We start from the raw sequence: 14,531 nt of genomic DNA on the forward strand, positions 1-14,531 counted from the left end.
TCCCCTTCAGTCGATGTAAAAGACGCGTGGGTTGGTGTGCTTTTCGGGCAGTGGCTGGCGCCCGCGGCGCTCCAGGATCAGCTGCCGCGGCCGGCTCGTCGGGTCGTCGAGGTCGCCGAAGATCCGCGCCTCGGTCGGACAGGTCGCGACGCAGGCGGGCATCTGGCCGGCGTCGACGCGTTCATGGCAGAACGTGCATTTGACGACGGTCCCGACCGTGAAGCGCCCGAAGCCCTGCTCCTCGAACGGCGTCAGCCGTCCGCCGCCGAACAGCCCCTCGTTCAGCATTTCCGGCTCCAGGCGCGTGCGCTGGTCGTACGGGCACGCGACGATGCAGGTCCCGCAACCGATGCATTTGTTGCGGTCGACCATGACGATGCCGTCGGGACGCGTGTAGGTCGCGCCCGTCGGACAGGCGCGCTCGCACGGTGCGTCCTCGCAGTGATTGCAGATCGTCGGCACATAGCTGCGCGTCACGTCGGGATACTCGCCGACCTCCTCCGACAGCGTCTTCGTGAAGAACACGCCGTCGGGCAGGCTGTTCTCCTGCTTGCAGGCGACCGCGCAGGCGTTGCAGCCGATGCAGCGGCGCAGATCGAAAACCATCCCCCACTTGGCCATCAGTGCGCCCTCCCCTTGCCGCCGTTCTGCCCGCTCAGCTGCCCACTCAGCTGCCCAAACACCGAGTTGCCCGCGGCGATCTCCCCGGGCACTGCGGCGAGCTTGGTCAGCCTGACTTTCGCGACCGTCTCCGGCTGTCCGCTGCACGCGTCGGTGTTCCGCAGGTTTGCCGGCAGCAGCTGGTTGAAGTTGCCGCCTCCGTGGCGCACGCCGGTGTTCTGCGTCACCACGCGCGACAGCGCGTTCGACACGCACACCGCATCGGGATGGACGCCCTCGGACAGCCCGAGCTTCGCGACGATCGAGCCGTACGGCGACTCGATGCGCACGATGTCGCCCTCGTCCAGCCTTCGGTCACGCGCCGTCTTCGGGTTCAGCAGCACCGCCGTATGCACCGGGTCCTTGAACACGATGTCGTTGATCCACGGGTTGCCGATGCTCTCGCCGAAGTTGATCTGGATGTCCTTGAAGGTGATCGCGTACAGGTCGAAGTCGGCCGGCTCCAGGTGCACCGGGTCGGGCACCGCCGTCGGCAGCGGCTGGTAGTCGCCCCACTCCCACTCGTGACGGAAGGGCACGTCGGCCGCCTCCATCTTCTGGCGCAGCGTGTCGCGTGCGCGCACGATGTCCTCCAGGTAGAAATGCAGCCGCAACCCGTCCCACGGCCGGTACCACTTCTCCGGCCGGCGCGGCGTCACCGCGTGGCCGTGCTCGACGTACCAGTCGAGATCCTTGCCGTTCCACAACTTGCCCTTGCGCTCGGCGATCTCGCGGTCGCTGTACTTGCGGTTCGGCTCGAGCAACAGCTCGGGCTTCTGTTGGAAGCCGTTGACGAAGTTGAGGATGCCGTTCCAGGTCTCGAGGACGCCGAGCCGCTCGGAGATCTCGTAGAAGATCTCCTCCTCGCTCTTCGTGTCGTACAGCGGCGGCGTCGCGGGCTGGCGCAGGCACATGCCTTCGTGGTGCGGCGGCTCGATCATCGTCATGTTCCATGACTCGAGCAGGTCGTGCGACGGCAGGATCACGTCGGCCCACTCGTTCGATTCGTTGGGCAGGATGTCGATCGCGACGATGAAGCGCATCGAGCGCAGCAGCGCGTACCACTGCGCGCGGTCGCCGGGCAGGTTCCACAACGGATTCGAGTGGCACATCAACAGCGTGTCGGGCCGGTAGTCGAGCCCGAACTTCTCGGCGTTCGCGAGCGTGTGCTGCGTCAGGTGCCCCGGATCGACGCCGATCGGGAAGAAGCCCATCAGGTGCGTCTCGTTCGGCGGCCAGGAGAACGGCACCTCGGGATGGAGCTGGTGCGGCATCGTCTGCAGCATGCCGTTCTCGCCGGCCTGGATCGTGCCGAAGCCGCCGCGGATGTCCTGCATCTGGTCGTCGAGCGTCACGCCGACGTGCCCTCCCGGCGTGTCGATCGCGCCGACGAGGAAATTCACCAGCTTGAACGCCTGGTTCGCCATCGCGCTGTACTTGTGGCCCTGCGCGCCGCGGTAGTAGTTGTACGCGGCGGGGCGCAAGGGCAGGATGCGCCCGTCGATCTCGATGAAGGAACCGATCTGGGCCGCCTTCGCGAACTCTCGTGCGATGCGCCGCGTGGTCGCCGCGGGCACCGTCGTCAGCGTCTCCATCTGCTCGGGCGAGCAGTCGGCGAGGACGTCTTTGAACTTCTGGAACGCCGGCCGGCAGGGGATGCCATCGACCGTGTACGTCCCTTCGAGCGCGAAGTCCTTGAGCTCGGGGTCGTCCCACAGGCGGGCACGATTGTCGACGGCGTCCCACACGTAGATCCTGCCTTCGCCGTTGCGCACGAAATACCCGTCCGGCCCGACGAGGTAGGGCGCGTTCGTATCCTTCTTCAGGAATTTCGCGTCGTAGAGCTTCTCGGCGACGAGCACGTGGGCGAGGCCCAGCGCGAACTGGCGATCCGTGGCCGGCCGGATCGGCACCCATTCGTTCGCCTTCGCGGCGCCGATCGACAGGCGCGGCTCGACGACGACGACGCGCATGTTGCGCTCCACGCGCGCCTTCGCGACGTGGTTCGCCTGTGCCGCCGTGTGCAGGTGCGACGAGAAGCCGTCGCCGCCGCCGTTGTTGATCCAGTAGTTGCAGTAATTGACGTCGTTCGCCGCGGCAAAGGCCGCGTGGATGAAGCCGTTCATCGGGTGGTAGCCGCCACCGCAGAAGTTGCCCACCGACGACAGGTAGTTCGCGTTGCCGAGCGCAGCGGGCCAGGCCCACAGGAAGAGCTTCTGGAAGTCGTTGATCGCCGGCATCAGCTTGCGCGGATCCTCGTCGAGCGTTTTCTTCAGCTCGCGGGCGACGAGATCCAGCGCCTCGTCCCAGCCGATCGGCTCCCACTTCGGATCGACGCCGGGCCCCTTCTGCGGATTCGTGCGCCGCAGCGGCGTCCCGAAGCGCGCGGGATCGTAGTGGCGCAGAATTGCCGCGTTGCCCTTCGGGCACAGCCGCCCGTTGTTGCTGGGGCTCGTGGGGTTACCCTCGATCTTGTTGATGACGCCGTCCTCAGTGACGTGGATCCGCGTCGTACAGGAGTGGATGCACATCTTGCAGCTCGAATTGAGCCACTTGCCCGGTTTCATCGAGTTCTGCACCGGCTGCGTGAGAGTCTCCATTACCGCTCCTCGGTGAATTGCGCGCCTGCTTCGAGCATTGAGATTACGGGGGGCGCCCCCCTCGAACTATCCCGCGATTACGACGCCTATCCGCGGACTGTCGATGTTTGTGCGGGACGCCCGGGAAGGCGGAACACAAGAAAAAGGGGCACCCCGGGGCGCCCCTGTGCCGGTCTTGCGTCGCGCCCTCAGCTGCCGCGCATGTACTGCACCGAGAACAGCTTCGTCGGGCTCATCTCCTGATCCAGATGCACCTTGAACTTGCCCGTCGTGCAGTGTTTCGCCTGCACGTCGATGATGCTGAAACCGTCGTTGATCGCCACCCCGCGGCCGGCGTTCTTCGGCAAATGGTTCTCCGAGTCGGTGTAGGCGACCACGAAGGTCTTCCACAGCTCGCCCTTGCGGTCGTAGATCTCGTTCAGGCTCAGCGCGAAGGTCTCGGCATCGACGTAATGCACGCGCTTGCTGATGACGTGGTCGGGATTGACCGGCACCGACTCGATGACGTAGGTCTTGCGCAGCTGCCACGTCACGTTCGGGAAGCAGTTGCCTTCGCCACCGAAGTCGATGAACTTGAAGTCGGGCTCCTTCGGCTCCTCGGCGAGCTTCTGCTTGTTGTGGGCGTAGAAGGGCACCAGCAGGTCGCGCGTGCCCTTGTATTCCCACTTCATGTCGCGCATGCGGCCGTTGTAGCCCTCGAAATCCTCGACCATCAGGTCGGAGCCGAGGAAGGGGTCGGTCACCTGGTTCGACGCGAGGCGGCGCACGCGGCGCTGGAAGCCGAGGTAGAGATACACCTCATCGAGCTTCGCGTCGTCGGAGAAGCGGCTGATCAGCAGCTGCGTGTCCTTCAGGTCCTGCGGCTCGTGCACCTTCAGGTAGCCCGAGCGCAGCAGCTGGGCCGGGTTCGGCTCGACCTCCGGGCGCGGCTCCTGATCGACGCGGTGCTTCCACTGGATGATGTGGTACTCCTGCTTCAGCGTGCGCTCGACCTTGGCGCTGGCCATGTTCTTGTATTCCATGTACCACGGCCAGATCGTGTAGCTGTCGCCGATGCGGTTGTTGTGCTGGAAGTTCCAGAACACCTTCTCGCCGGAGCGCGCGTCCTTCGCGTCGGGCTCCTGCGGGAAGGGCCGGCCGGCGACGTAGCCCACCAGATCGCCGACGTTGGGCCCCAGCGACACCTTGTTGAGGTTCTTGCGCGTCGCATCGATGTAGTTCTTGCTGATGCCGAACGAGTAGGTCTCGCCCACCGCGAGGGTGGTCTGCCCGCTCTTGATGAACTGCGCCATGCTCGGGATCAGCGCGCCCTTGGCGGCGTCGACGTTGTTCTTGTCGATGACCGTGCCGGGCTTGACGCCGGGAACCGTCGGCACGCCGCTCTTGTACGGGCCGAAGCTCTTGTCGACGTCGGCCTCGGTCGCGGCATGCGCCGCCCCGAAAACGCCGGCCGCCAGCAGCATCGATGTCATTGTCCTCATCTTCATTGTCTTCCTCCTCCGGATCAGAATTTGTACTGCATTACGAATTGCAGCTCGTCTTCTTCCTGCGCCATGCCGATCGGGCCGGACCGGAAGCGGCCGAGCGGCTCGAACCCGCCCAGGCCCAGCGACCCGTCGTTCGCCCCTTGCCCCGGCGAGGCGGAGAACGGATGGAAGGGGTTGCAGGTGCGGCAGTCGTCGAACTTGCGCGCGCCGCGGCCGACCTTGAGGTTGGCGCCGATCGTGAGCTTCAGGTTGTCGTTGACGAGCCAGTCGAGCGACGGCGCGATCGTGGTCGCCTCGCCGCGGAAGTCGTGCGCCATGATCACCTGCGGGCTCAGCCGGTCGTTCATGTAGAAGCCTTTCAGGAGCAGCGTGAAGATGTTGTTGTCCTTCCAGTCGGGCATGCCGACCTTGCCCAAGGGCCGGTCCTCCAGCTCGTGGTCGAGCAGGTGCTGGCCGAACAGCTGCGCCGAGATCAGGAAGGCGCGCGACTTGTTGAGGAAGGGGATGAAGGTCGGGCGATCCCAGCCGACCACGTAGCGGAACACGCGCGACTCCGAGAACAGGCGCTTGCGCAAGCCGTTCGGGAACTCCTCGCCCTCGGTCAGCGCGGCCTCGAGCCGGAACACCGACTTGATCGCATCCACCTGCAGGTCCATCGATCCGCCGATCAGGTTCACGCGCGGGAAATGCACGTCGAAGGCGATCAGGTAGGGGTAGGGATGCGGCTGCGGCTGCGTGTCGACTGCGCCCACGGGATCGAACGGATTGCGCGCCGGAATGCCGCCGCGCAGCGAAGGCAGCTGTGAGCGGTAGGTGAGCGCGTTGAGCGAGAAGCCGACGCCGCTCTTCTGGCCTTCGAGCTTGACGCCGAGCTGCGTGTTCGCCAGCGACCAGCTTGGCAGATGCGCCTTGCGGATGCCGATCTGGTTCGGGCCAAAGTCGGTCGCCGCCAGCCCCGGCATGCCGAGGTTGGCGAAGTTCGCGACCGTGCCGCCGTTGTCCCACAGGTTCTTCATGCCGCGCATGAAGCAGCCCGCATCGAGGATCACGTTCGGGCTGCCGCACTGGCCGATGTTGTGCGGGCGGAACTTGTCGAAGTTCCACACGAGGGCGAAGTTCAGGTCGTCGAAGGTCTCGGTGGCCCCCGCGCGGTACTCCGCCTGCATGATCCACATCGGGATGCGGATGTCCTGGAGCTCGTCGTAGATGTTGTTGCGCGAGTAGTCGACGGGGTTGATGACGTCGAGCACGCGGAAAAGGTCGGTGCGCCCCCACACCACCTGCTGCTTGCCGACCTTCATGAACACGCTCGAACCGTCGTCGAAGGGCACGGAGCCGGTGACGTAGGCCTCGCGGATGAAGTCCCAGCGGTCGTTGAACTCCGGCGACTCCAGTTCCTGCCGGCTCGCATCGAGATAATCCTTGATGCAGCCGCGCGAGTCCTTGTCGCACGGGCGCACCGGCACCGCGAACGCGACGCCGCCGTCGGTGCGGTGCAGGTGTTCGCCCAGCACGACCATCCCCTCGTTGGGGTTGTAGCGCGGCGCGGACGGGTCGGTCGAGTTGAAGCCGAAGGCGCCGCCGCCGGGCAGGCCCGCGAGCCCGCCCGTGAGCGGATTGGTCGGGCTCCCGAGGCCGTCGCCGTGCGCCACGCTCGGCCCCGGGATGCCCACGGTGTTCTCGAGCCGCACCGCGCCGCCGGCCTTGTTGCCGTAGTGGTCTTCGTTGAGGCGATAGACGCCGTCGAACGTGCCGCGCAGCTTCAGGTTCACGCCCACGTCGTCGAACGCGCCGCGCCGGCCGAGCTGGCGGTCGATGTCCACCTTCAGCGTATTGCGGAACTTCGACAGCCCCACGTCGCGGCGCGCGAAGGTCGCGTTCTCATAGACCACGTCGACCCGCGCCTCCTCGTTCGGAATGTCACCGGCCACGACCGTGCCCGTGTGGGCAACGCCCACGGCGAGCGTCAGCATTCCGGCCGCAAGCGGTGCGTTGCGGCGATCCTTCTTTGCGGATTTCCTCACCTTCGTCCTCCCCTCGTTGTTGTCGGTCGCCGCATCAGGCCGCCTGCAGCACACCGTCTTCGTCGAGCCGCGCCTTCGTGATGAAGACGGGCTTGAACATCACGACCCACGCCGGCATCAGCAGCATCGCGGCGAGCGCGTTGAGCACCAGCATCAGCGTCAGCAGCAGCGCGGAATCCGCCTGGAAGCGCAGATCGGACAGGAGGACCCACATGATCACGCCCGCGATCAGCGTCACCGCCGTGAACACCACCGCAAAGCCCGTCGTGCCCGCCGCGGTGCGCACCGCCTGGCCGAGGTCGCCGCAAGCGGCCATCTCCTCGCGGATGCGGTTCATGATGTAGATCGCGTAGTCGATGCCGACGCCGATTCCCACGGCGATGACCGGTACCGTATTGACGTTGATGCCGATGCCCATGGCGCCCATGTAGGCATAGGTCATGACCGTGGCGAACAGCATGGGTAGCACCATCAGCCAGCCGGCATGAAGGGAGCCGTAGGACAGGGTCACGAAGACGAACGCCAGCGCGATCACGAGCGGCACGATGAGGCGGTTGTCGTCGTCGACAGCATCGTTGATCGCCGCGTTGACCCCAATCGCGCCGCCGCCCAGACGCAGCTCGAAGCCGTCCAACGCGCCGAGCTGGGCGATGCCCTCCTCGGCCACATGCACCGCGCGCCGGATCGTGTCCGCCTGCTTGTCCTTGTAGTAGAAGACGAGGTTCGCATCGCGCTCGTCGGCATCGAGGAACTCGGCGAGCGCGCCCGGGATGGGGCTCGCCGCCATGTAGGCGAAGAGCAGTCCGCCGACCGCCGAAGCCGACTCGGGGATCTGGTTCCAGCGCGGGTCGGTGTTGTGGATGAGGCCGTTGACCGCGCGCACCAGCCCCGGCAGCGCCTTGGTGCCGCCGAGCGCCGGGTCGAGCAGCATGTAGTGCTGGAACTGCTCGATCGCGCGCAGCACCTCGGGCCGCTTCAGGCCGCCCTTCTCCTCGGTGCGCGCGACGATGTAGAGCTCCTCGGAGCCCGGAAAGCGCGCGTTGATCGCGCGCGACGACACGTTGTAGTCGTGGTCGGGATACAGCAGCGGCGAACCGGCCTCGGCCTCGCCGATCTTGACCCGTGCGGCGAGCCCGCCGCCGCCGACGAGCAGGAGCGCGGCGACTCCCAGCACCGCTGCCGCGGCGCGTCGGCCGGCCACGGCGCCGAACACCCGCTCGACCGCGGCATGCGCCCAGCCGCGGCGGTTCTCGGTATTGCGCGGCGCGGGCAGCAGCCACAGCAGCAAGGGCACGACCAACAGCACCGTGAAGAACACCGAGAACGCCCAGAATCCGGCGTAGTAACCGAGTTTCGTGTTGATCGGCGCCGCGCCGAGCGCCAGCACAGCGATGCCGATCGCATCGACCGCGATCGCGAGCGAGCCGGGTCGGAACAGGTCCTCGAACGACGCGCGGGCAGCCATCCGCCCGTCGCGGCTCGTCGCAAGCTCCGCGTAGTAGCGCTCGACGAGCTGAATGCTGTGCGACATCGCGCGCGCGGCGATCAGGAACGGGATCACGAGCGACAGCGGATCGAGGTTCCAGCCCATCTTCGACACGAAGCCCAGGCCCCAGATCGACGACAGCGCGATGCCCACGAGCGGCAGCGCGACGCCGTAGAAGCGGCGGAAATAGGCGACCAGCAGCCCGACCATCAGCAGCAGCGTGTACAGGAAGATCTGCAGGATCTGCGGCAGGTAGGTGTAGACCCAACCGATCAGCACCGGCTGACCGGTGGCGTGGATCCGCGTGCCGGCCGTCTGCTCGTTGGCGCGCGCCGCCTGCAGCTCGGCGAAGATCTTCTCGTAGTCGATCGCGCTGGCTTCGTTCATCTGCGCCTTGACCAGCGCCGCCTTGGCATCGGGCGACACGAGCAGGCCATAGATGCGCGGATTGGCGCGGACCTCGTTGCCGAGCGCCTCGAGCTCGTCGGCCGACAGCGCCGGGCGCTGCGGATCGAAATACGGCTGCGAGCGCATCTCGCCGTCCTCGGTCAGCCAGATCTTGCGCGCGGTGCGATGCGTGAGGCTGGAGACGAGGTTGTGATTCACCCCGGACAGGCTGTCGACGGCCTGCGTGACGCGGTGGATCCGTGCGAGCGTGTCGTTGGTGAAGATCGTGCCGTCCTCGACCTCGATGGCGACGACGATCTGGTTCGCGCCGCCGAAGGTGTCGCGGATCTCGTTGTGCAGGCGGATGAACGCGTGACCCTGCGGCAGCAGGTCGGCGAAGTCGGTGTGCATCTTCAGTGCCGGGATCTGCAGCGCGAAGTACGCGGTGACCGCGAGAATCGCCGCCAGCACGAGGCGCGGGAACGCGAAGATCTTCAGTTCGAGTTCGTGCAGCGCGTGGGTGAATTGGTGTCGCACGGCCTCTCCTTACTTCGGCGTGGCAGGGGTGGGGGAAACGATGTCGAGCGTGCCGGCGCCGCCGGCGACGAGGAGCCCGCGTCCGGCGAGCGGGATGGCGCTGCGCAGGTAGGGCGCGGCGCGTCCCTCCACCGGCCGCCACTGCCCGTCGTCGAGCGCGAGCACCAGCCCGTTGGCGCCGAGCGCGAACACGCGCTCTTCGTTGCGGACGAGGCCGTACATCGGGGCACCGGTGGGATTGGGCTGCTTCTGCCAGCTCGCGCCGCCATCGGTGGTGTGCAGGATCGTGCCGGCGAGCCCGCTGACCCAGCCGGTCTGCGTATCGGTGAAGAGCGCGCCGTACGGATAGAAGTCGTTCGGGATCGGGGCGCCCACCTGCCAGTTCGCACCGCCGTCCTGTGTCGTCAGGAAGCTGCCGAACTCGCCGGTGATGATCCCGTGCTGCGCATCGACGAACTGCACCGTCGCCAGCATCCGGTCCTCGCCGAGCGAGGCATCCCGCCACGTCGCACCCCGGTCCGCGCTGGACAGGATCGCGCTCTCGCTGCCGACGACCCACACCTGCCCGTTCGGATCGCAGGCGACCGCGAGCGGGGTGGCCTCGCTCGTGATTGGGCGTGCGCTCCAGCTGCTCGCCGCGGCGTCGGCGATCCACACGCGGCGGCCAAAATCGAGGGCGACGAAGGCCCCATCCGGGCACACCGCGACGCCGATCAGCGAGGCGGCGGCATCGACGACCTGGCGCCGCCAGCTCTTGCCGCCGTCGGCCGACGACACGACGACGCCGTTCGCGCCGACTGCGACGAGCACGTCCGGGTTCGCGGCGGTCGCCTGGAACTGGTCGGAACGCAAGACCGGCGCAGACTGCGTCTCGGCCGTTGCGGGGAGGTTGGCCGACGCGCTGCAGCCGAGCAGACCGGACTGCGCGAGCGCGAACGGCAAAATCAAGGTACGAATGCGGTCAATCCCAGTCATGAAGTCCCCTTGCGATCAGCAATGACGCCCCCTTCAAGGGGCAGCGAACTCTTGGGCTGGGGCTGGATGTCCCGACGCGCACGACAGCTGCAGGCCGGCGCATCTGCGACTCGGCCGATTCCGCTTCCGGCTCTGGGATCGGGGTCACCTCCCGACGTCGCGCGACATCGGAAAGGTAAGGATTTCGGGGTGGAGGCCGCTATCCGCGGAATGCCGCGCATATCCGCCGACTACGGATCGTTTCAAATGCCTACCGGGGCGGGCTTCCGGATGCCGCACAAACGGCACGGCCGCCCGAAGGCGGCCGTGCACAAGCGAACTGCAGGCGTTCAGCTGCGGCGCAGCGCCGTGTATTCCTGCACCCCCTTCTCCAGGATGCCCTTCAACACCTTCTCCGGCGTGATCGGCGCCTCGGTGAACTGGATGCCGGTCGCATGGAAGATCGCATTCGCAACCGCGCCGATCGGACTCACGAGCCCCGACTCGCCGACGCTCTTCGCGCCGAACGGGCCGACCGGATCGCCGTCCTCGACGAGGATCGTGGTGATCTTCGGCATATCCTCAGGGCCGAACATCTTGTAGTCGGTGAAGCTGTTGTTCTGCACCCGTCCGGCGGCGTCGTAGTCGATCTCCTCGCTCAACACGAACCCGAGGCCCTGCTGGATGCCGCCTTCGAGCTGCCCTTCGACCGCGGCCGGGTTGATCGCGCGGCCTATGTCGTGCGCATTGACGAGCTCGATGACGCGCACCTCGCCGGTCTCGGTGTCGACCTCGACCTCAGCGAAGGACGCGCCGAAGGGGGGCGAGTTGTGCGGCGCGAAGAAGCTCACGTAGCCCTGGATCTGGCCCGGCACCCCCTCCGCTTCGCCGGTCACGGGATCGACGAAGTGGTACACGCCGGCGCGCGTGATCGCCTCGGCCTCGATGCCGTGCGAAGGGTCCGCCCTGACGAAGATCCGCTTGTCGCGGATGTCGAGCTCGTCGGCGGAAACGCCGAGCTGCGGCGACGCGCGCTCGAAGAGCTGGCGCTTCACCTCCTCGCAAGCCTTCTTCACCGCCGCGCCGCCCACGTAGATCGTGCGGCTCGCGTGCGCGCCGATGTCGAAGCCGGAGACGTCCGACGTGCCGCCCGACAACTGCACATGCTCGTACGGGAAGCCCAGCGTCTCGGCCGCGATCTGCTTCAAGGCCGTGTGCGAGCCCTGCCCCATGTCCGAGCAGGCGAAGAGGACCTCGGCGGTCGCGTCCTCGTTGAGCTTCACCGTGCAGGCCGTGTGCTCCAGCAGCATCGGCATCGCCCCGCTGGTGTGGTTCATCACCGCGACGCCGACGCCGCGCCGGATCGTCCCTTCCTGCTTCGCGTACTTGCGGCGCTTCTCGGTCCAGCCGATCGCCGCGGCACCGCGGTCCAGACACTCGTCCAGCGCGCACGAGGGATAGGTGACGCCTGGACACCAGCCGTCGTCGCCCACACCCTTGTGCCATTTCTTGCGCCATTCGACCGGATCGGCGCCAAGCTCCGCGCACCCGCGGTCAATCAGCTGTTCGAGCACGAAGTTCGTCTGCGGATTGCCGTAGCCGCGGAAGGCGCCGGTCAGGCCCTGGTTGGTGAAGTAGGACTCGCCGCGGTAGCGCAGCGCCGGGAAGCGGTACATGCCGCCGAGCCATGCGCCAGCCGTGAAGGCGGTGCCGGAGGCATCGAGGTAGTAGGCGCCCTTGTAGTTCTCGAAGCGAGCGTCGCACGCGACTGGCGTGCCGTCGCGCTTGAAGCCGATCCTCATCCAGTACTTGCCGGGATGGCGGCTCGGCGAGATCACCCAGTCCTCCTCGCGCAAGGTCTGCAGCTTCACCGGGTGGCCCGGCACCGCCAGCGCCATCGCGCAGGCCTGCGGCTCCGAGATCATGCCCAGGCGCGTGCCAAACCCGCCGCCGATCACCGTCGGAACGATCTTGACGAGGTTCATCGGCAGGTCGAAGAGCTTCGAGAGCTTGCGCTGCACGAGCTTGGGCATCTGCGACGAGGTCCAGCACGTGAGCCGCCCGCCGCTGTCGACTTTCGCGACGTACGCGTGCGGCTCCATCTGGCATTGCTTCTGTTTCGGCACATAGAACGAGTCTTCGACGATGACGTCGGCCTCCCCCATCGCCCCCTCGACATCGCCGCCGCCCAGCGCGTTGTTCGGGAACATCGCCTCGGGCAGCTGGAACGCCAGGTTGCCCGGTTTTTCCGGCGTGAACTGCACCGCCCCAGGCGCCCGCGAAGCCTCGGCGGTCAGGTACACCGGCAGCGGCTCGTACTCGACGACGATCTTCGCCGCGGCGCGCTCGGCCGCCTCCTCGGAACGCGCGATGATCCCGCAGATCGCATCGCCCTGGTACTTCACGTGCTCGGTGAAGATCGGCTGGTCGTCGATGTCGCCGAGCATGTCGTGCATCGACTCGGACACCATCAGGTCCATCACCGAGGAGTTGTAGCGCTTCGGCGTCACGTCCTTCGGACCGATCACGCGCACGACCCCCGGCGAAGCCGCCGCCGCCGAAAGATCCAGCCGCTTCACGCGCGCGTGGGCATGTTCCCAGCAGCGCACCACCTTGCCGTACAGCATGCCCGGCAGCTGGATGTCGCCCGCGTACTGCGCCTGCCCGGTCGCCTTCTCGCGCACATCCACGCGCGGCGCGTTCGTGCCGACGATCGTTTGCTCGCTCATTGCACGACCTCCTTGCAGGGTTCGACCGCCGCCGCTCGGCCCGGCATCGTCTGCGCCGCCTTCTTCACCGCCTTCACGATCTTTTCGTAGCCGGTGCAGCGGCAGATGTTGCCCTCCAGCGCGTGGCGGATCTCGGCCTCGCTCGGGTCGGGGTTCTTCGCGAGCAGGCTCGCCGTCTTGAGGACCATGCCCGGCGTGCAATAGCCGCACTGGATCGCGGCTTCGTCGACGAAGGCCTGCTGGATGTGGTCGAGCCGGCCGAAGTCGGCCCGCCCTGCTGCCGTCGTGATGCGCTTGCCGTCCATCGTCGCGGCGAGGGTCAGGCAGGAATTGATGGCCTTGTCCTCGATCAGCACCGTGCAGGCCCCGCATTCGCCCGTGCCGCAGCCGTATTTCGTCTCCGTCATGCCGAGCTCGTCGCGCAGCACGTCGAGCAGGGTGCGGTTGACGGCGACGTTCAGCCTGTACTCCTCGCCGTTGATGTGGAGGGTGATGTCCCGGTTCTTCATTCTCGTCTCCTTGTATTTTTCTGCCGCGTCGCTCACGCGGCGCCGCATGCTTCCTGGATTGCGCGCCTCAGCAGCACACCCGACACCTGCCTGCGGTATTCCGCGGTGGAGCGCTTGTCGTCGATGGGGCTGATCTCCCCCGGTACCGACGCGGCGGCGCGTTGCAGCACCTCCGCCGTGAGCTCCCGGCCCTTCAGCAGCGCCTCGGTTTTGGTCAGCCGCAGCGGCGTGGGTGCGACGCAGCCCATGGCGAGGCGTGCATCGATGCACGTGTTGCCCGACATCTCGAGCCGGACCGCCACGTTGAGCTTGGCCAGATCCTCGCTCACACGCGTCATGCGCTTGAACGCGGAGCGCGAGCCGGCGGCGGGCGGCGGCAGGATCAGTTCGACGGCGAGTTCGTCGGGTTGGCGCGCGGTGACGCCGTACGACAGCCAGAAGTCGTCGATGTCGACCTCGCGGCTGCCGCCCGGCCCGTGCAGCACAAGGGCGCCCCCGAGCGCGTAGATTGCGCAGCTGCAGTCACCGGCAGGCGACGCACGCAGCAGGTTGCCCAGCACCGTGGCCGTATTGCGCACCTGTCCGGTCGCGAAGGTCCGCGCGGCATTCCAGAGGGCACGGTAATGCTGTTTCACCTCGGGCTGCACAAGCAGCTCGGCCACCGTCGCCTTCGCGCCGATGCGCAGGCCCTTTTCGGGGTCGAACAGCACGTAACCGAGACCGGGGACGTTCTCGAGGCTCATCACGAACTCGGGCAACTGGGCGGGCGACCGCGCGAACTTCATCGCGACCATGACGTCGGTTCCCCCGGCCATCACGGTGATCCGGTTGCGATGCGTCGACAGCAGCTCGACCGCCTCGGCGACGCTCTGCGGCAGCAACAGGTTAAAGTCCGGCAATATTCGACTGCTCATGGAGACACTCCTTCGCGAGAGGCAGGTGGGGTGGATCGGACGGCACGGGCGGCCCCGAACTCCCGTATTGATACGGCGAGGGCACGGAAGCGGCTATCCGCGAGCTGCGGCAGCTATCCCCATAGTTCGGAAACTTCACTTCGCGGCCGAATGCGAACCGCGCGCGCCGCCCATACCCCGTGGGGGGGACGCTGCAGGCGGTGGATGGCTATAGTCACCTCACGTTCCACCGCATCGACGCTGC

The 14,531-nt window shown here is 66.9% G+C and carries 9 protein-coding genes; all 9 read right to left on the reverse strand.

The window, feature by feature from the left end:
- Positions 1-6 precede the first annotated feature (6 nt).
- The 9 genes from AzCIB_RS08940 to AzCIB_RS08980 all read right to left on the reverse strand — a co-directional run bounded on the left by AzCIB_RS08940 (position 7) and on the right by AzCIB_RS08980 (position 14,287).
- Positions 7-621, reverse strand: a complete 615-nt coding sequence (locus AzCIB_RS08940; protein ID WP_050415571.1) for a 4Fe-4S dicluster domain-containing protein — start codon at positions 619-621, stop codon at positions 7-9.
- Positions 621-3,260, reverse strand: a complete 2,640-nt coding sequence (locus AzCIB_RS08945) for a molybdopterin-dependent oxidoreductase (RefSeq protein WP_050415572.1) — start codon at positions 3,258-3,260, stop codon at positions 621-623. Before AzCIB_RS08945 ends, AzCIB_RS08940 begins: the two co-directional genes overlap by 1 nt.
- Before the next feature lie 188 nt (positions 3,261-3,448).
- A complete protein-coding gene (locus tag AzCIB_RS08950) occupies positions 3,449-4,747 on the reverse strand; it encodes a DUF1329 domain-containing protein (RefSeq protein ID WP_050415573.1) in 1,299 nt (432 codons plus the stop codon).
- Positions 4,748-4,764: 17 nt separating this feature from the next.
- Positions 4,765-6,771, reverse strand: a complete 2,007-nt coding sequence (locus tag AzCIB_RS08955) for a DUF1302 family protein (RefSeq protein WP_232299400.1) — start codon at positions 6,769-6,771, stop codon at positions 4,765-4,767.
- Between the two features lie 34 nt (positions 6,772-6,805).
- The gene (locus AzCIB_RS08960) at positions 6,806-9,181 is read right to left on the reverse strand and encodes an efflux RND transporter permease subunit (RefSeq protein WP_050415575.1); all 2,376 of its coding nucleotides are present in this window, start codon (positions 9,179-9,181) and stop codon (positions 6,806-6,808) included.
- 9 nt (positions 9,182-9,190) lie between these two features.
- On the reverse strand, positions 9,191-10,156 hold the full coding sequence (locus AzCIB_RS08965; protein ID WP_050415576.1) for a WD40/YVTN/BNR-like repeat-containing protein: 966 nt from the start codon (positions 10,154-10,156) through the stop codon (positions 9,191-9,193).
- A 329-nt stretch (positions 10,157-10,485) separates the two neighbouring features.
- Positions 10,486-12,864 (reverse strand): xanthine dehydrogenase family protein molybdopterin-binding subunit, encoded by a 2,379-nt coding sequence (locus AzCIB_RS08970; RefSeq protein ID WP_050415577.1) that lies wholly within the window; start codon positions 12,862-12,864, stop codon positions 10,486-10,488.
- Positions 12,861-13,373, reverse strand: a complete 513-nt coding sequence (locus AzCIB_RS08975; protein ID WP_050418298.1) for a (2Fe-2S)-binding protein — start codon at positions 13,371-13,373, stop codon at positions 12,861-12,863. The genes AzCIB_RS08970 and AzCIB_RS08975 overlap by 4 nt, the downstream gene beginning before the upstream one ends.
- A gap of 32 nt (positions 13,374-13,405) precedes the next feature.
- Positions 13,406-14,287: an FAD binding domain-containing protein gene (locus AzCIB_RS08980; RefSeq protein ID WP_050415578.1), complete on the reverse strand. Its 882-nt coding sequence runs from the start codon at positions 14,285-14,287 to the stop codon at positions 13,406-13,408.
- Between the last annotated feature and the right edge of the window lie 244 nt (positions 14,288-14,531).

The sequence above is a fragment of the Azoarcus sp. CIB genome (genome assembly GCF_001190925.1).
Lineage (GTDB): Bacteria > Pseudomonadota > Gammaproteobacteria > Burkholderiales > Rhodocyclaceae > Aromatoleum.

Bases quoted from the DNA above. Each gene is read 5' to 3' on its own strand.
- AzCIB_RS08940 (WP_050415571.1), bottom strand. From the start codon at position 621: ATGGCCAAGTGGGGGATGGTTTTCGATCTGCGCCGCTGCATCGGCTGC.
- AzCIB_RS08945 (WP_050415572.1), bottom strand. From the start codon at position 3,260: ATGGAGACTCTCACGCAGCCGGTGCAGAACTCGATGAAACCGGGCAAG.
- AzCIB_RS08950 (WP_050415573.1), bottom strand. From the start codon at position 4,747: ATGAAGATGAGGACAATGACATCGATGCTGCTGGCGGCCGGCGTTTTC.
- AzCIB_RS08965 (WP_050415576.1), bottom strand. From the start codon at position 10,156: ATGACTGGGATTGACCGCATTCGTACCTTGATTTTGCCGTTCGCGCTC.
- AzCIB_RS08970 (WP_050415577.1), bottom strand. From the start codon at position 12,864: ATGAGCGAGCAAACGATCGTCGGCACGAACGCGCCGCGCGTGGATGTG.
- AzCIB_RS08975 (WP_050418298.1), bottom strand. From the start codon at position 13,373: ATGAAGAACCGGGACATCACCCTCCACATCAACGGCGAGGAGTACAGG.
- AzCIB_RS08980 (WP_050415578.1), bottom strand. From the start codon at position 14,287: ATGAGCAGTCGAATATTGCCGGACTTTAACCTGTTGCTGCCGCAGAGC.